Origin of the sequence: Hyalangium sp., from assembly GCF_035629615.1 — a bacterium.
Lineage (GTDB): Bacteria > Myxococcota > Myxococcia > Myxococcales > Myxococcaceae > Hyalangium.
The window spans coordinates 1-18,518 of record NZ_DASPHO010000799.1; the positions used below are offsets into that span (position 1 = coordinate 1).

An 18,518-nucleotide genomic window follows, 5' to 3' on the forward strand; every position below is an offset into this window, starting at 1 on the left:
TCTCGATCGACAAGAGCGTGCCTCGCTGACCCGTCTCGGCGCACTCGTAGGTCTCGCACGTGGCGTGCAGTCCCTCTTTGTCGGCATTTACACGCACAACATGTTCTCCCTCGCTGCCATGGTCAAAGCAAGGTTGCTCGACGGACTCGATCCGCGCGGACTTCAGCAGCAGGGCCCACGTCTCGGGTTCGAGCACGAGAGGGCGCTCGGGGTGTTCGGCACTGCCTAGAGCGCGCACGCGTCCGTCACGCCGATCGACGCCGATGAGCACGGCCGCGCGCATGCCGCACGCCATCGCCTTTGTCTGCAGGACGAACTCACGCGCATGACCATCATGATCGTAGTCGCCGAGCACCATGGCCGGCAGCTGCTTGCGCCGGGCGAGGACCTGGAGCCATGCGTCAGGGAGGATCTCGTCATCCCCCGCAGCTGGCCGCCAGCGGCGCAGCACTGCCTTGACGTTCTCCCCTTCCGGGTCAAGCCCTTCGAATTCGAACAAGGGTGTAAGCGGGATGCGCTCGGCCGGCTTGCCCGGGCGCAGACGAATGAGGTCCAGCTTGCCGCTCTCGGCATATGCGAAGCCCCGGCAGGAGCAGGTGACGAAATCGGTCTCGATGCAGTCGAGTTCGGGGGGATCACGCCACTCGAGCCTCCATCGCTCAGTGACTCCATCCACCTCGACCCGGACCTCCTCGCGCAGCATGGGCTCGGGCTGCGCCGCACCGGCTCCCAACAGGACGCCTAGCCCTATCCATGCACTGAGTCGCATCCGTGCTCCTTCCATCACCTCGGCGTACCGCAGCAACTGGCCGTGGCGAATGAATGGAAAAGGTACCTCAAGTCCTCTGGACGCTCGCCGCAACCGCGAGCCCGGAAAGTGGCATTGACTTCCGCGGGTCACACGATGGAGGCCAGGAACGCGGCCCGCTCCTTCAGCCCCAAATCCCGGGTGAGGACGTCGAGACACGGGGCGAGGGCATAACCGCGCTTCTGCTTCGACTGCGTGAGCACCTCCGCCAGGGCATTTGTGGACTGGATGGCCCCGGGTGTGTCCGCCCCTGGGTCTTGTTCTGTGCGCTACCAAAGAGAGCGGGTGTCAGACTGGCCACCTGTGCGGTAGGGTCTTGCCCAGCTCCCAGCCTCTTCTGGAGAACTCCTCATGAGCGATGACGTGACAGCCGTCGATCCCCACGCCCCCGTGCCTGGCTCCACCGTGGGCCCCTGGCTGATCCTCAAGCGGCTGGACTCGGGCACCTTCGGCGTGGTGTTCCGGGCCCAGCGTGCCGGGCACCCCGAGGCTCCCTCGGTGGCCCTCAAGATGGCTCGCAACCCCCAGGATCCTCGCTTCCCGCGCGAGGCGGAGCTCCTCCGGCGCTGCCTGCACCCCTCCACTCCCGGGTACGAAGACATGGGTGTGTGGACTTCCCCGAAGGGCCACCGCTACCCCTACGTCGTTATGGAGTGGGTGGAGGGTCTCACCCTCTACGACTGGTTCCGGGAGCAGCCGCGCTCCTCGCGGGAGGTGCTCTGTGTGCTGGCGCAACTGGCTGGAGCCCTGGCCACGGCCCACGCTCGGGGCGCCGTCCACCGGGACGTGAAGGGCGACAACATCCGTGTCACCCCGCAGGGCCGCGCGGTGCTGGTGGACTGGGGCTCGGGCTGTTTCGCCGGCGCCCAGCCCCTCACGGACACCACCGCGCCCCCGGGTACCAACGCCTACCGGCCCCCGGAGCAGAAGGCCTTCACCTGGCGCTTCAGGAAGGACACCGAGGCGCGCTGGCACTCCCAGCCCTCGGATGACCTGTACGCCCTGGGAGTGGTGCTCTACCGCATGGTGACAGGGGTGTACCTGCCCCCGTGCACGGATGGAGGTGAGCTGGTGGAGCGGGAGGTGCTTGCCCCGAGCGCCATGGCCACAGTCTGCCTGGAGTTGGAAGCGCTCACCCTGCGGCTGCTCTCCGAGGACAGGGAAGCCCGGGGCACCGCGGAGCAGCTCGAGCGGGATGTCCAGGTGGTAGTGGAGGCGGCCGGGCCCGAGGCAGACAGGCCCATTCTCCTCACCCCCAGCGCCGTGCCCACCGAGGAGGGTGGTCATCCGTCTACCTCCCCCTCCTCGGATGGCCTTGACGATGTTCCGGCCAGCGGCTCCGGTGACCTCTCCGACACGGAGCCAGCGCGCCCACCGAGCACCCGCTCCTCGCGGGAGGAGCGGCGCCGACGCCCCGCGTTCCCAGCCTGGCTCTCCTGGGCCGGAGCGAGCGCAGTGGGGGGCCTCGTCATGGCGCTGGCGGTGCTGCTGGTGCTGCTGCCCTCGCACCCGCAGCGAGAGCCGGCACCGGAGCCTGCGCCCTGGCTCGCCACGCCCGAGGAGCTCGCCCAGTTTGCCACGGACGCGGGCGTGGCCGAAGAGGCCCTCTCTGCTGTCCAGGACGCTCCACGCGCCGTCATGCCGCTCGTCCTAACGGTCGGGGTGCCTATCCCCAAGAAGCCACCGGAGGGCCAGAAGAAGCCGCCCTGCGGTCCTGGACAAGTCGCTGTCAACGGCGCCTGCTGGGCAGGACCGATTGAAGGACAGCGACCTCCCTGCGGTCAGGGCATGTTTGACTACGAGAATCGGTGCTACTTCGCCATCTACGACGGCCCTCGCCAGCCGACTTCGGGGACTCCGTGAACATGCGTAGCTTTCGAGAGCCTGAAGGGAACTCCCAAGGACAGCGCGCTTCTACTCTCGCGTGATCTCCACCCACGGCGCTGCCCTGAGCGAGGATCCAGACAGCCCTGGCGTTCGCTGAGCCCGGCCAGGACCCTGCCTCCGGACGGCAGGCCCGCAGGGCCTCTGTGCCTGCCACATAGGTGCCCTGCAGTCCGTACGGGCTGGTGAAGCCCACGTCTATCGCGGCGACGAACAGGATCATCCGGACACGCCACCTGACATGGCAGCTGACATGTCAACTGACACGTCAGCCTCGCGCCCGTGGGCTCCGCGGTCGCCTTTTCATTGTTCCTGCACGGGGTTACCGGCAAGGCCGGGCTGGTCTGTCGCTTGCTAAGGGCTTGTTCACCACCACCCCAAGAGGGAGCAAACATGCCTGAGGTTCGCAACGCGCTGGTGCCGAAGACGCCCGTCATCCTCATTCACGACGCCGCGATTGATGAGTTCATGTCGGTCCTCCTGCTGAGCACGATGTCCGAGGTGGACCTGCTCGGCATCGTGGTCGTCAATGCAGACTGTCTCGCGGCTCCGGCGATGAGCGTGTCTTGGAAGCTCAACACCTTCACGCGGCAGTCCGTTCCCATCGGGCTCAGCAACGCGCGCGGCCTCAATCCGTTCCCCTGGGAGTACCGGGGGGACTGCGTCAAGGTGGACGAGCTGGCGGTGCTCAAGTCCTACTCGGCGAACCCGGAGTGGCCTGCCTATCCCGACGGGGACGCGCTGCTCACACAGCTCCTCTCCCAGGCGACCACCCCTGTGACGCTCCTGGTCACCTCGCCCCTCACGCCGATCTCCAGCGTGCTCCAGAAGAACCCCGCACTGGCCAAGAACGTGTCACGCCTCATCTGGATGGGAGGGGCCGTCTCCGTGGGGGGCAACCTGGATCCCGCCACCGTCCCGCCGCCCACCTGGAACCCCTATGCGGAGTGGAACGCGTTCTGGGATCCGGAAGCGGTGAGCTGGATCTTCCAGAACACGCAGTTCCCCATCGTCATGTTTCCGCTGGACATCACCAACCAGGCCGCCATCACCCCGTCGTTCATGAACACCCTGGCGCAGCAGGCGAAGACCGCCAGCTATTCCGCCCTGGCGGACCAGAGCTACGCGCTGGTGGCTGCCGAGGCCTTCTACGACATGTGGGACGTCACCGCGACGTGCTGGCTCACCCGGCCCGACCTGTTCCAGGAGCCGCCGACGCTCCAGCTCACCGTCGATACCGATCTCACGGGCGCCATGGGGACGATCCGCATCGCGAAGACAGGGCGCGCGGTCAGCGTCGTCTTCAACTTCGCCGATGACGGTACGGGCTTCTACAACTACGTGCTGAATCAGTTCAATCGCTCCGCGCCCGCGTAACTCCGCTCCGCCGTCACGCCGCTCCTGAGGCCAGCCCCTCACCTGCCTCCCTCCACTTCATCCCCCTCCCACGCACCCACCGATGAGCCCATTCTCCCGACGCGATCTCCTCAAGGCTGGCACCACCCTCACCGCGGCGCTCGCTCTCAATCCCCTCACCGGCTGTTCCGATCCCGAGCCTTCCGACGTGACGGAGCTCGACGTGAAGTTCGTCACGATGATGCTCGCCGGCTACAAGGTGCGGCTGCGCACCTATGGCGGCACGATTCCGGGCCCCACCCTCAAGACGAAGCCGTGCGCGCAGCTCGCGATCCGGATCCGGAACGAGCTCCCCCCCTACGACTCGTCGGCGTGGCACCACGGCCTCAAGGGCCTGCCTGAGATGGCGCACATGAACGTGCCGCACATGCTCAACACGACCAACCTCCACGTCCATGGGCTGGAGGTCGTGCCCCACCTCTTCGAGCCGGTTGGCACCTCGGATCCCTCGTCCCAGATGATTGCCATCGATCCCGGGCAAGACAAGCTCTACACCTTCACCCTCCCCGAGGATCACCCCACGGGCCTCTACTGGTACCACCCGCACCACCACGGCTCGACCGCGGTCCAGGTGCAGAACGGCATGGCAGGGGCACTCATCGTCGAGGGCGCCATTGACCAGGTGCCTGAGATCGCCGCGGCGCAGCAGCACGTGATCGCGATCCAGGACATCGGGCTCTTCGAGTCCGCGAAGGAGCCCGGCCTGTGGAGCTACGATCCTCAGCAGAACGCGATCTACAGCACTGGCACAGGCAAGAGCTTCATCAAAGACGCCCAGGGCAACGACAAGGAGCCCGTGGACAGCGGCTTCTCGACGGGTGACTTCCCGCTGCGCCTCTTCCTCGTCAACGGCCAGCCCGTGTTCCAGGAGACGCACAACCCCGTTCCGCCCCAGCCCAACCAGCAGCCGAAGCCCATCGGCAGCCAGCTCGACGACGGGCCGCGCTACACGCTGCGCCCTGGCGAGGTGGTGCGCTTCCGGATGCTCAACGGCTGCAGCGACAACCTGATCCCCCTGGTCGTCGAGGGCCACACGATGCAGCTGATCGCCATGGACGGGGTGAACTTCACCGCCCCGCGGCCACGCCCGTACGTGCCCGACGCCGTGGATGGTCAGGAGCAGGTGCTGCTCGCCCCCGGCGGCCGGGCCGAGTTCCTCATCAAAGCCAGCTCCACACCCGGCATCTACCGCATCCGGCAGCTCGCACAGAGCCAGCAATTCCTCGAGAGCGCGGGGAAGATCCTGGCCGAGATCGAGATCTCGGGCGAGCCCATGGACATGGCGTTGCCCACGAGCCTGCCGGAGCCGAAGCGCCACTACCCGCTCATCCGCCCCGACGAGGTGCAGAACCACCGCAGCATCACCTTCGACATGATGTACCCCGCCGAGATGAACAAGGTGGTGGGCATCGACTTCGGCATCAACGGCGAGATGTATGATGAGACGGCGGTGCCCATCGAGGTGAAGCTCGGCGCGGTGGAGGAGTGGACCATTCAGGACAATGGCCACGCGCATGGCGGGTCAGCGGAAGGCCACCCCTTCCACATACACACCAACTCCTTCGAGGTGATCTCCATCGGCGACAAGCCCGTGGAGCCCGGGACGCTCCATGACACCGTCTGGGTTCCCCATAACACCCCGGTGCGCATCCGCATCCGGTTCAAGGAGTGGACCGGCAAGATCGTGTTCCACTGCCACATCATCCCCCACGAGGACTCGGGGATGATGCAGAACCTCATGCTCAGGCCCTGACAGCCCCCCGCTCCCCATGGCCTCCAGCGCTCTGGCCCTGCGCGGCCTCTGGCTTGATCCCTTTCAAATTCCCCCACGGGGTTTTTCGGAGATATAGCGGAGAGATTCTGGCTCGACGCCAGATCGCTGGCTCAGGGCTCCGCCGGTCGCAGGCAGTCCAGCTCCAGCTCCCGGAGGAAGGTGAGGAAGGCGTTGTCTCCCACTGCCGCTCGGGCCTGGCCGACGGCTGCGCGCGCCGCCTCCCAGTCCCGATCCATCTTGAAGCGCGTGGACTCCAGCACCCGCTGGTTCGCCTCCAGCTCGCGGGCCAGCCGCGGCGCCTCCAGCCCCTCGGCACGCGCCAGGCGTGACGCCGGTGGCTCCCCCACCGCCAGCAGCTCCTCCGGGTGGAAGGGCCGGTCCGCGTTGAACAGGAAGTACTCCACCCGCGGGTGGTCATCCGTCATCGCCGGGTAGCCCCGGACGTAGCGCCGCAGGGCCTCTGTGCCCGCCACGTAGGTGCCCAGCAGGCTGTAGGGGCTGGTGAAGCCCACGTCCATCAGGGAGCGCGCCACGCCCGGCTGCGCCCACTCCTGCTGCCAGCGCGCCCAGTCCACCCTCAGCGGCCGATCCGAGGCCACGAGGATCGCCTCGTAGTCGGAGGGGATCCACAGCGTCACCTCGGAGAAAGCCTCCAACAGCGAGGCGATCATCCCCCGGGTGAGGTTGTCCGGCTGCTGCTCCAGGGGAATCCATTGCGAGAGCACGCCGCCCGGCGCCAGCCTCTGCTTCACCAGCCGGTAGAACTCCGTGGTGTAGAGGTTCACCACGCCAGCCGAGCGCGGCGGCGGGGGCTCAAAGGAGATGACGTCGTACTGGCCGGACGCGGACAGCAGGAAGTGGCGCCCGTCGTTGAAGACGACGTGTGTGCGCGGATCCTCGGCCACGTGGTGGTTGTGCTCGGCGAAGTGAGGCGCGGCCTGCAGCACGTCCGGGTTGGTGTCGACGATCGTGAGCGAGCGCAGCGCCGGGTAGCTGGCGAACGAGCCTGCCGTGCTGCCGGTGCCGAAGCACACCTGGAGCACCTCGCGAGGCTCGGGGTGCAGCAGCATGGGCAGGTGGGCCAGCGTGGCCATGTAGCGCTTCCGCGGCAGCACGGTGTTGGCGTAGCTCACCGAGCCGAAGAGAAGCTGCTGGTGGCGGAAGGGGCGCTCACGACAACCCGGCCCACAGGCGTAGCGCCCCGAGTCGCACACCGTCTGGTTGTCGTACTCGAGCACCGCGAGCGTGCCGTCCGTCCCCTCCTTCACGAAGAGCACGCGGGAGTCCACGTGCTCGGCGAAGGCGCGCACCAGCAGATCCCGGGGCACCAGGAGCACGGCCACCGCGAGCAGCACCGCGCCGGCCCACATGCTCCGCCGGGCCCGAGGCCGGGCGTCCGGATCCAGCACCTGGACGCCCAGCGCGATCGCCATGTTGAGCACGCAGATGAAGACAAAGCTCCACTGGGTGCCCACCGCGGGGACGAGCGCGAAGCCCATGAGCAGCGAGCCGGCAATGCCGCCCAGGGTGTTCACCGAGTACAGCAGGCCTACGTTGCTGGCGGCGGCGGCCACATGCCGCGTGGTGAGCTGCACCACGAGCGGGAAGATGATGCCGATGAGCGAGGTGGGTACGAGGATGACCAGGGCCGCATGAAGCAGCATGCCCACATAGGGCGCCTGGGGGCCCCAGCCACCGAGCTGCTCGGCGAGGAGCTTCCCCACGGGCCGGGACAGGCCCAGCAGCGCCATGGACACCAGGCCCGTGAAGGCCAGCAGGGCCTCCACGGAGACGAACAGCTCCAGCTCCCTCCCCCGCCCCGCCAGCCACAGCGAGTAGATGAGCCCGCCGATCACCAGCCCGAGCAGGAAGGTGACGAGCAGAATGGTGAAGGCGTAGGTGGAGGAGTCCAGCACCGTGGAGAGCACCCGGAACCAGAGCACCTCGTAGGAGATGGAGCCGAAGCCGCAGAGCGCGAAGGCGGCCACCAACAGCTGGCGCCGCCTCCCGGTGAAGGCGGAGGGAGGATCGGCGGCGAGTGCGGGCGCGGTGGCTGGGAGTTCCTGGGACGGCAGCCGGAAGTGCAGCGCCGTGACGACCAGTCCGATGAGCCCGTTGAGCGCCGCGGCGATGACGGCCGTGCGCCACAGCCCCACTGCTCCGATGAGGTAGAAGCCAGCCACGCCGCAGCCGAGCGCCGCGCCCAGCGTGTTGAGGGCATAGAGGACACCGAAGGAGCGGCCCAGCCCTTCCAACTCACGGGCGATGAAGCGCGTGAGGACGGGCAGCGTGCCGCCCATGGCGAAGGTGGGCGGCAGCACGGCAAGGAAGGAGAGCGCGCCACGCACCGGGAGTGGCCCTCCCCCCGCGAGGCCCACGCCGTCCAGCAGCTCCGGCAGCCTCGCAAGCACCCAGGTGATACCGAGGGCGAGCACCGCCGTAGCGCCCTCCAGGAGCCCATAGACGAGCAGCGGGCGCTGGAGCCGATCCGCGATCCGGCCGATCCACAGGCTGCCCAGGACGAGCCCCGCGAGGAACGAGGACACCACGAGGCTCACGGCAAAGGTGGTGTGCCCCACGACCAGGGTGAGGTAGCGGACCCAGATCACCTCGAAGACGAGCCCGCTCATCCCCGAGGCTACGAACAGCAGGCCCACAACGGCGAACACTCTGGAGGAGATGCGGCTCACGGGACCACACCCTACACCGGAGGGCTCTGAACGCGAGCGGCCTGTATCCAACTCGAGCGAGCAGACGCTCGCAGGACGGCGCGATCGAATGCGACAGGGTGGCTGCAGCGCCTGGGGCTTGAAGCTTCGGATGAAGAAGTCCTGGAGCGGACAGACCGTCGCTCGGGAGCAGGGGGACACGGAGAGCTCGTTGCGAGGACCGATCGCGCGTGGGATACCTTCAACGAGAGTCGAACGAAGATCAGCACTCACCGAAAGGGCCCTGGCAGCACCTGCACCACGCCCCATTGAGGAGCTCCTTCATGCGACGACTGAGCAGCTTTCGGACCAAGGCGATGGCGGGCTACGCGGCCGTCGTCCTACTCCTCGCTGGCGGCATGACGTTCGCCATTCGACGCCTCGATGTTCTTGCGGCCGGCCAGATCGCACACTTCCGGATGGAGGAAGACGAGATCACGCTCGTGGAACGTCTTCGATGGAGCGGTGAGGTGCTCGTGTCCACGGGGAGAGGCTTTCTCCTCTCCGGCGATGCCGCGCTCCTCGCAACTCTGCACGAGGCGGAGGGCGACTTCGACAGGAGCTTTCAGGCCCTGAAGAACGACTCTCTCTCTCCCAGTGCTGCTTCGCTCGTTGCAGAAGTCGAGCGGGCCGCCACGAGCTTCACGCGCCGCCAAAAACAGCTCGTGACGGCGAGGCAGCAAGACGTGGACACCGGGGAGCTCGCTCGCCGATTCGAGACGGAGCTTCTGCCTCTTCAGCACGAGCTGGGGCAGTCTCTGAATCGCCTGGTCGACTACAAGGAAGCCGCATTGAAAGACGCCTACGCGCAAGGGACAGCAACCCGAGCCCAGCTGAGCTCCTGGATGCACAGCCTGCTTGGAGTCCTCGTCCTCATCAGTCTGGGTACCAGCTGGTACTTCTCGAGGTTGCTTGCCCAGTCGTACCGCCAGGAGCAAGACGCTCTGGAGACTGCACAGAAGGCACTGGCTACACGCGATGAGCTCATGGGCATCATCGCCCACGACCTGCGAAATCCCCTCAACGCCATCAAGCTCAAGGCGACGCTCCTACGCAAAGGAGCCGAGTCCGAAAAATTTCGAGAGCATGCGGAGTCGATCGAGCACATCACGCTGCGGATGGAGCACCTCATCAGGTCCATGCTCGACGTGGCCACCCTGGAAGCTGGGCGGCTCTCCGTGACTCCAGCGCCATGCGACATGGCGGGTCTGCTGCGCGAGGCCGTCGAGATGTTCAGCAATCTCTCAGCAGCCAAGCCACTCGGGCTGCAGCTGCGGGGTGTGAACATGCCCGGACTCACCGTCCGGGCCGATCGAGAGCGAGTGCTCCAGGTGTTCTCGAATCTCCTTGGGAACGCGATCAAGTTCACGCCCCAGGGCGGTCAAGTGGTGATCGCGGTCGAGAGACAGGGGGAGGCCGTCCGCATTGCCGTCTCCGACTCGGGCCCCGGAATCGCCAGCGAGCACCTCCCGCATGTCTTCGATCGCTTCTGGAAGCACGAGAAGGCGGGGAAGAAGGGAACAGGGCTGGGCCTCTTCATCGCGAAAGGCATCATCGACGGGCATGGGGGACGGATCTGGGCCGAGAGCGAGCCTGGCCACGGCGCGACCTTCTCCTTCACGCTTCCGATCGCCGAGTCGGCGCGAGCCGAAGCCTCGCCAACCGAGTCTGGTGACCATCCCACTCCCGCTTGAGTCACACAGCTCTCTTGCATCAGCCAGGGCGGTCCTCTTTGCTCGAGCCGATGCGCCCCCAGTCGACGCCGGTGTAGCGGGAGCCGGGCTCTGGGGTGAGCCCGAGCTTCTTCAGGTCATCGGAGTACTTCGCGCCTTTGACGACCACCCAGCGCCGGGCCACACGCTGGCCCTCCTGCAGCGCCTCGGGAGTGAGCGGGGCGTGGTCGGCGAAGCGACGGAGCACATCGAAGCCGGGCTGGGCCTTGCGAGGCCGCGCGAACATCGGGTCGAAGCTGACGACGTCAAACGAACGGGCCGGGAGCGTGCGCAGGTACTCGTACGCATCCGCGTGCACCACCTCGATGCGGCATGAGTCCGGTCCGAGCTCGTAGGTCTTCAGCCCCTCCCAGGCGAGGGCGCAGAGGGGCAGGCTCTTCTCCACCCCTACCACCCTGCCCTCTGGGCCGACCGCAAGGGAGGCCACGAGGGCGTCCTGGGCCAGTCCCAGCGTGCAGTCGAGCACAGCATCCCCTTTGCGCAGCTCCGCCACCCGGACGAAGATGTCCGGCTCGCCCGCGGCCAGCCGGAGCCTGCGCAGGTGGGCCATGCCGCCGTGGAAGCCGTGGTGGCCCTCGCGATCCCAGAGCGTCACTCCGTCATGGCCGAAGATGAGCAGGGCCTCGGCGCGGTCGTCGAACCAGGAGGTGATGCCCCGCTTGTGCCGGCGGAGGAACAACGGCACGCCCCACCGGCGCGAGGCAGCTTCGGCCTGAGCGAGCAGCTGCGGGTTGAGCCGGGCGCTGGTGGTGACGGCGAGCGGGACGCGCATTCCGGCTCAGGGGCCCATGGGCCTGGCGTGCTCCATGAGCACACCGTCGGATGTGGAGCCGAGCTTCATGGGGACTCCCTACCGTGACCAGTGGCGGTGGGGCTCCGTGCGGCGGCGGTGCTCGTCGTACGCGCGGTCCTCGGGATAGAAGCAGCCGTCGACGTCGCGGCGGCGCTCCCCGACGCAGAGCAGCACGCAGTCGCGCGCACCGTGGTTCACGAAGCAGTGCGCGATCCCCGTCCCCGAGGGGAAGCTGACGGTGTGACCGGCGCGCAGCGGGAGCTCCCTCGCCTCGGCCGCGCCCGGCTCGAGCAGGCGCACGTGACATTCGCCCTCGAGGACGTAGACCAGCTCCTCCTCGTGGGAGTGCGCGTGCGTGAAGCTGGTGCGCCGGCCCGGCGGCAGGCGCTCCTGCCACATCCCGAGCCGCTCGCTCCCGGCCGCCTTGCCCAGGTTCCGCCCGAACGAGAGCTTCTCGCCGTCGAAGGGGACCGGATAGGACCCCTCCTCTTCAGGGACATCGAGCGCGTGGACGACGAAAGCGGCGGAGGGTAGCGAGGTCATGAAGGCACCCTATCGCAGGGTCAGCGAGAGCCCGAGAGGAACGCTCAGTTCGACGCGCGGAAGCGCATGGGCAGCGTCTTCGGTCCCCGATCCTGGAGGTTGAAGCTCGCATACGCATAGGGCTGCGCGCCGAACTCCCAGTCGGACAGCTCCAGCAGGGCCCGCAGGGACTCCTCGAGCTCCAACCGGGTGAGCACAGAGCCCAGGCAGTAGTGAGGGCCGCTGCCGAAGGCGATGTGCCGCCCTGGCTTCCGGCCGATGTCGAAGCGGTCCCCATCCGGGAACACTGCAGGGTCCCGGTTGGCCGCGGCGATGGAGCCGAAGACGAACTCCCCTTTCTGGATCGCCCTGCCGCCAAGCTCCGTGGCTTCCATGCAGAGGCGATTCACCGTGAGGGCCGCGGGCTCGTAGCGCAGGACTTCTTCCACCGCGCTCTTGAGCAGCCCTGGCTCCTCGCGCAGGCGCTTCAGCTCCGTGGGGTGCTTCAGGAAGCACAGCACGGCATTGGTGATCTGGTTCGCGGCGGTGGTGTAGCCGGCAGCGAGCACCTGGATGCACTGGATGCTGACCTCGCCCGCCAGCTCCGGATCCCAGGCGTCCCCCTCGATGAGACGGCTCACCATGTCGCTGCCAGGCTTCTCCCGCCGCTCCTTCACGAGCGCCTCCATGTAACCGAAGAGCTCCTTGGAGCTCTTCACCACCCGGCGCGACACCTCATCCGCGGACACGCCGATCCCGGCAGGCTTGAGCATGTCCGCAGTCCACTGCCGGAACTGGGGCCGATCCGCCTCCGGAATGGAGAAGAGCTGGCTGATGGTGCCCAGGGAGACGAGATCCGCGAAATCCACTGCGAGGTCGATCTCACCGCGCCCGCGGTGCGCCGCGAGGACCTGACGGGCCGTGGCCGCCACTCCAGGCCGCAGAGCCTCGATGCTGCCCGCCGTGAAGCCAGGGTTGACGATCGACCGGATGCGGGTGTGCCGGGGCGGATCCTGGAAGAAGAGCATCCGCGACCACTGGGCGATCATCTTCTCCACCTCCTCGGCCCCGGCGGCGGACACCAGGCTGCTGAGCAGCGGCCGGACGCGCTGAGAGGTGAAGTGGGAGTCGCGCAGGAGGATGTTGACCTCGTTGTAGCGGGTCAGCATCCAGCTCTTCATCGGCTCCCAGAAATAGACGGGCTCGTCCCGCTGCAGCTGGCGGAGCGTCGGGTAGGGATCACGGAAGAACGCATCGCTCGAGAGGTCATATCCGGCCAGGCTGCTCACGGGGTCATCCTCGCAAGGGGCTCCTCGGAGAGATCGGCGAATGAATATCTTTCAAGCGATGGCCCCCTGTGATCGCTCGCGCCGTCCAGCGCCTGGACCGACAGTCTATCTCAAGTGGCTGCCCACCCGGGGGGTACCGCCTCCGTGTAGAACCTGACACGTCTAAATGGGAGGCGCTTGCAACCGCGCGCAGTATGAGGGTGGCCGTTGGCATGAGCGCGGAGGCCACGTTCGCCTCTGAAGGTGTACGATCAGCAGAGCAGTGCCCGTGGGGAGCTGATCATGCTGGACATTCCTGGGTACCGGGTTCTCGGGACGATCCGAGCCACCGGCTTGAACGTGCTTTTTCACGCCGTGCGTGAGGCAGACGGCCTGCCCGTGATCATCAAGACTCCGATGGTGCCGTCTCCTGGCCCCAGCGAGAGCGAGTGCTACCGGCGCGAGTTTGGGATCCTGAAGCGACTCCAGGACGTGCGAGGCGTGGCGCGGCCCTACGCCTTCGAGCGGATTCGCGAGCGGCCCCTGCTCCTGCTGGAGCGGGTGCAGGGCCAGTCCCTGTCCGAGTCCGCGGGTCAACCGCTGGCGCTCCCACGCTTCCTGGACCTGGCCATCTCCCTGGCGTCGACCCTGGCGGAGGTCCACAGCCGCAACGTCATCCACAAGGACATCAAGCCCTCCAACATCATCCTCGAGCCGTCCGGGGAGGGGCGCCTGATCGACTTCGGCGTCGCCACGCTCCAGAAGGTCGAGCACCTGGACGCGGCGTCCTCGCACCTCATCGAAGGGACGCTGGCGTACATGTCGCCCGAGCAGACGGGGCGGATGAACCGGGCGGTGGACTACCGCACGGACTTCTACTCACTGGGCGTGACGCTCTACGAGCTGCTGACGGGACAGCGGCCGTTCCACGGGCGTGATGCGCTCGAGTGGTTCCACGCCCACATGGCTCAGAACCCGGCGCCACCGCACGAGCACAACGCGCAGGTGCCGCCAGCGGTGTCGGCCATCGTGCTGAAGTTGATGGCCAAGGTCGCCGAGGAGCGCTACCAGAGCGCCGAGGGACTCCGAGCGGACCTCGAGCGGTGCCGCGAGGGGCTGAGACAGAATGTGCTGGCGGAGTTCACGCCTGGTGCGCAAGACGCGCCCAGCCGGTTCCAGCTGCCCCTGCGGCTCTACGGGCGCGCCACCCAGGTCTCCGCCCTGCTCCAGGGCTTCGAGCGGGTCATCCAGAGCGGGCGGCCCGAGCTCTTCCTGATCAGCGGCTACTCTGGCATCGGCAAGTCCTCGGTGGTGAATGAGCTGCACAAGCCGGTGGTGCAGCGGCGCAGCTTCTTCCTGAGTGGCAAGTTCGATCAGTTCCAGCGGGACATTCCCTACGCCACGCTGGCCCAGGCCATCCGCGGACTGGTGCAGCAGCTGCTGGTGGGAACGGAGGAGGATCTCGCGAGGTGGCGCGAGCGGCTGAACCAGGTCTGGGAGGGCCACGGCCAGGTGCTCGTGGACATGGTCCCTCAGCTGGACGTCCTGGTGGGCCGGCAGCCGGCGCTCCAGCCCTTGCCCACCCATGAGGCGCAGCACCGCTTCAACCGGGTGGTGCGCCAGTTCCTGGAGGTGTTCGCCACCGCTGAGCACCCGCTCGTGGTGTTCCTCGATGATCTGCAGTGGGCGGACCTGGCCAGCCTCCGGCTCATCCAGCAGCTGCTGTCCCAGCCGGAGACGCCCCCCGTGCTGTGGATTGGCGCCTACCGCGACAACGAGGTGAGCCCCACCCATCCGCTGGTGCCGGTGCTGGAAGAGGTGCGCAAGGCCGGCGCGAGGATGACGGACATCCAGCTGGAGCCCCTCAACCTGGACCAGGTGACGAGGCTCGTGGCGGACACGCTCCCAGGCGCAACAGAGGAGGTGGTGCTCCCGCTCTCGGAGCGGGTGCACGAGAAGACAGGCGGCAACCCCTTCTTCCTCCTGCAGCTGCTGGTGACGCTGAACCAGGACGGCCTGCTGGTGCGCAGGCCGGGGGCCGGGTGGCAGTGGGATGAAGCCGCGGTCCGGGCCCAGGGGTACTCGGACAACGTCGTCGACTTCATGGTGCGCAAGCTGCGCCAGTTCCCCTCCGAGACGCAGACCCTGCTCCGGCTGGCGGCGTGCGTGGGAAATGTCTTCTCGCTCCCCATGCTCGGCACCCTGGCCAGCCTGGAGGAGGTGGCGCAGGTGGAGCATGGGCTCGAGCCCGCGTTCCAAGCCGGCATGCTGGTGCGGGTGGGGCCGGAGCAGGACCGCTTCCTTCACGACCGCATCCAGCAGGCGGCCCACTCCCTCATCTCCGAGGAGGAGAGCAAGGCCATCCACCTGCGCATTGGCCGGCTGCTGCTCAAGAGCCTGTCACCCGAGCAGGTGCGCGAGGCGATCTTCGACGTGGTAAGCCAGCTCAATGCAGGCGCGGACCTGATCCAGGAGCCCGCCGAGCGCCACCATGTGGCCCGGCTGAACGCCGAGGCAGGCGCGAAGGCCGAGGCCGCGGTGGCACACCGCCCCGCCCTCACCTACTTCACGATGGCCTTCTCGCTCATTCCAGGAGACCCGTGGGAGACGGACTACGAGCTGGCCTTCAAGGTCCGGCTTGCGCGGGCCAGGTGCGAGCTCCTGAGTGGCAACATCGCCGGGGTGCGCCCCCTGGAGGAGGAGCTCCGAGCCCGGGCGCGGAACCGTGCGGACACCACCGCCGCCTACTGCCTGAAGGGTGACACCTGTCTGACCATGGGGGATGTCCAGGGGGCCGCTACGTGCATGCGGGAGTGTCTGGCGCTGCTGGGCATGCCCCTGTCCCTGCACCCCACCTGGGAAGAGGTGGTGGCTGACCATGAAGAGGTGTGGGAGCTGCTGGGCGAGCGCTCCATCGTGAGCCTCATCGACCTGCCGCTCATGACCGACCCGGACCAGCAGCTGGTGCTGGGCTCCCTCTCCTCGCTGTGCGTGGCGGCCTACGTCACGGACCATCACCTGTTCCTCGTCACGGTGAGCCGGATGGTCTCCCTCACCCTGCGCCACGGCTTCAGTGAGCCGGCGGTGCATGGCTTCGGCTGGTTCGGGGTGCTGACGGGCACCTTCTTCAAGCGGTACCGGGAAGGCGAAGCCCTGAGCATGCTCGCCCGCGGGTTCGTCGAGCGGTACAACCTGTCCTCCTCCCGCTCGAAGGTGCTCCTGAGCCTGCAGAGCATCTGCTGCTGGACTCAGCCCCTGTCCGCCGTGCAGGAGATCACCCTCAGCGGCTTCCACCATGGGCTCCAGGCAGGGGACTTCTTCACCGCCAGCTACTTCTGCCCCTGGCTCATCCAGAACCGCCTCGCCATGGGGCATGATCTGGAGGACATCTACCAGGAGTCCGTCACGCACGCCGGGTTCGTGCGCAAGGCGGGTGTCCAGACTGCGCTGGACATGCTCGTCCTCCACCAGCGCTACGTGCTGCTGCTGAGCGGGCGCACGCGCTCATTCGGGACGCTGAGCGGGGACGGGTTCGACGAGCAGGCCTTCGAGGCTGGGCTGACGCCCGAGTTCCCGAGCACCGTGCGGTGCACGTACTGGATCGTCAAGCTCCAGTCGCGCTTCATGAGCGGCGCCTACGAGGAGGCCCGCGACGCGGCAGGCAAGGCGGCCGAGCTGCTCTGGTCCATGACGGGCAGCCTCGCGCTCAAGGATTTCCACCTCTTTCGCGCCCTCACCCTGACCGCGTGCTTCGAGGAGGCCCCGCCGGATGAGCGGCAGCGGTTCCTCGAGCTCCTCCAGCGCGATCACCAACAGCTCGCGGAGTGGGCGGAGCACTGCCCTGAGACTTTCCATGCCCTCGAGCGGATGGTGTTCGCGGAGCAGGCCCGTCTCGCGGGACGGCTGGACGAGGCGATACGCGCCTATGAGGAGGCCATCCGCGCGGCGAGAGAGAGCGGTGCCACACAGTGGGTGGGACTGGCCAGTGAGCTGGCGGCGAGCTTCTGGCGCACGCGACAGGCGCCGATCGTCGCCCATTCCTTCGCACGCGAGGCCCGAGGGGCGTACCTGCACTGGGGTGCCCTGGGCAAGGTCCAACACCTGGAGGCCCGGTGGCCGCACCTCGCCCCCGAGCCGGAGGCGGACGAGACCCTGAGCACCAGCAACACGACCTCCGTCCGGATCGACGCGCTCACGGTGGTCAAGACCCAGCAGGCCATCTCCGGAGAGATCGAGCTGGAGCGGCTGGTGACCACGCTGCTGAAGGCCGCCATCGAGAATGCAGGCGCCCAACGCGGAGTCCTGCTGCTGCCGAGCGGAGACACGCTCTCGGTGGTGGCCACCTCCAGTGGCTCGTCGGACGGCTTCGCCGTCTCGCCGGGCGAGGGTGCAACCCACGAGCTCCCGTGGACGATCCTCTCCTATGTCCAGCGCGCCCGGGAGCACGTGCTCATCGGCGATGCGTCCCAGCCCCATCCGTTCTCATCCGACGAGTACCTGGCGCGCAGCGGTGCACGGTCGGTGCTGTGCCTGCCGCTGCTGCGCCAGGAGCAGTTCTCCGGAGCGCTGTACCTGGAGAACAGCCTGGCCACCCATGCCTTCAGTCCCGCGCGACTGGTGCTGCTGGGACACCTCGCCGCGCAGGCGGCCATTTCCATCGAGAACGCGCGGCTGTACGCGGACGTGCAGCGCGCCCGGGCGGAGCTGCGCCGGAGCAACGACGAGCTCGAGCAGCGGGTGGAGGAGCGCACGCGTGAGCTGCGGGATGCCCAGGCCCGGCTGGTGGACACGGCGCGCGCGGTGGGCATGGCGGAGGTGGCCTCCAACGTGCTTCACAACGTGGGCAATGTGCTCACCAGTGCCGTCATCAACCTGGAGACGATGCAGCGAGCAGTGGGCGCCTCGCGCGTGGGCCGGTTGAAGCAGGCCACCGCCCTGCTGCTGGAGCACCGGGAGAAGCTGGCGGACTTCCTGTCGGCAGGTGCGCGCGGCCAACACCTGCCGGACTACCTGTCAGCGGTGACCGACGAGCTGATGGGCGAGCAGACGCGGTTGCTGGAAGACCTGGAGGCGATGGGACGGCACATCGCGCACATCCGCACCATCGTCCAGGTGCAGCAGACGTACGCCAGGCCTTCGCTGATGGCGGAGGAGTGCGACCTGGCGCAGCTCATCGACGATGCCCTGCGCATCCAGATGGTGGCGCTCCAGCGCCACGGGGTGACCGTCCGGAGGGAGCTCTCACCGGTGCCGAGGATGAAGGTGGACAAGCACAAGGTGCTGCAGATCCTCATCAACCTCATCACCAATGCGAAGTACGCGCTGGACACGGTGCCCGAGGGCCAGCGCTCCCTGCACGTGCGGCTGGCCCCGGAAGGGAAGCTGGCGCGCATCCAGGTGGTGGATAACGGTGCGGGAATCCCCGAGGAGGCACGAGAGAAGCTGTTCGTGCACGGCTTCACCACGCGCAAGGAGGGCCATGGCTTCGGCCTGCACTCGAGCGCGCTGGCGGCACAGATGCTGGGAGGGCGCCTCACGCTGGAGAGCGAGGGGCCGGGCAAGGGCGCCGTGGCCACACTGGAGCTTCCGCTCACCGGAGCGTGAGCGAGCCG

At 67.6% G+C, this 18,518-nt stretch carries 10 protein-coding genes; 5 read left to right on the plus strand and 5 right to left on the minus strand.

Features of this window, described 5'->3' with window-relative positions; genetic code table 11:
• Positions 1 to 703, minus strand: a 703-nt coding sequence (locus tag VD972_RS39970; RefSeq protein ID WP_324994333.1) for a hypothetical protein, incomplete at its 3' end; no start/stop codon positions are given.
• 456 nt (positions 704 to 1,159) lie between these two features.
• Between VD972_RS39970 and VD972_RS39975 the strand changes: the two genes are divergently transcribed.
• The 3 genes from VD972_RS39975 (at position 1,160) to VD972_RS39985 (ending at position 5,861) form a co-directional block, all read left to right on the plus strand.
• Positions 1,160 to 2,671 carry a serine/threonine protein kinase gene (locus VD972_RS39975; protein ID WP_324994335.1) on the plus strand — a complete coding sequence of 504 codons (1,512 nt, stop codon included), beginning with the start codon at positions 1,160 to 1,162 and terminating at the stop codon, positions 2,669 to 2,671.
• Positions 2,672 to 3,085: 414 nt separating this feature from the next.
• Complete coding sequence (locus VD972_RS39980; protein ID WP_324994337.1) at positions 3,086 to 4,069, plus strand: nucleoside hydrolase; 984 nt, start codon at positions 3,086 to 3,088, stop codon at positions 4,067 to 4,069.
• Positions 4,070 to 4,151: 82 nt separating this feature from the next.
• Positions 4,152 to 5,861 (plus strand): multicopper oxidase family protein, encoded by a 1,710-nt coding sequence (locus tag VD972_RS39985; protein WP_324994339.1) that lies wholly within the window; start codon positions 4,152 to 4,154, stop codon positions 5,859 to 5,861.
• A 131-nt stretch (positions 5,862 to 5,992) separates the two neighbouring features.
• Here the strand turns inward: VD972_RS39985 and VD972_RS39990 are convergent, their stop codons facing one another.
• The gene (locus VD972_RS39990; RefSeq protein WP_324994341.1) at positions 5,993 to 8,572 is read right to left on the minus strand and encodes a fused MFS/spermidine synthase; all 2,580 of its coding nucleotides are present in this window, start codon (positions 8,570 to 8,572) and stop codon (positions 5,993 to 5,995) included.
• A 302-nt stretch (positions 8,573 to 8,874) separates the two neighbouring features.
• On the opposite strand from VD972_RS39990, the gene VD972_RS39995 reads away from it, so the two are divergent.
• A complete protein-coding gene (locus VD972_RS39995) occupies positions 8,875 to 10,284 on the plus strand; it encodes an ATP-binding protein (protein ID WP_324994343.1) in 1,410 nt (469 codons plus the stop codon).
• Positions 10,285 to 10,303: 19 nt separating this feature from the next.
• Here the strand turns inward: VD972_RS39995 and VD972_RS40000 are convergent, their stop codons facing one another.
• The 3 genes from VD972_RS40000 to VD972_RS40010 form a co-directional block, all read right to left on the minus strand.
• Positions 10,304 to 11,095, minus strand: a complete 792-nt coding sequence (locus tag VD972_RS40000) for a class I SAM-dependent methyltransferase (protein WP_324994345.1) — start codon at positions 11,093 to 11,095, stop codon at positions 10,304 to 10,306.
• A gap of 78 nt (positions 11,096 to 11,173) precedes the next feature.
• Positions 11,174 to 11,659, minus strand: coding sequence for a cupin domain-containing protein (locus VD972_RS40005; protein WP_324994347.1), 486 nt, complete (start codon positions 11,657 to 11,659; stop codon positions 11,174 to 11,176).
• Positions 11,660 to 11,703: 44 nt separating this feature from the next.
• Entirely contained in the window at positions 11,704 to 12,927 is a 1,224-nt protein-coding gene (locus VD972_RS40010) for a cytochrome P450 (RefSeq protein ID WP_324994349.1), read from the minus strand.
• 282 nt (positions 12,928 to 13,209) lie between these two features.
• On the opposite strand from VD972_RS40010, the gene VD972_RS40015 reads away from it, so the two are divergent.
• A complete protein-coding gene (locus tag VD972_RS40015; protein ID WP_324994350.1) occupies positions 13,210 to 18,510 on the plus strand; it encodes a trifunctional serine/threonine-protein kinase/ATP-binding protein/sensor histidine kinase in 5,301 nt (1,766 codons plus the stop codon).
• The last annotated feature ends 8 nt before the right edge of the window (positions 18,511 to 18,518 follow it).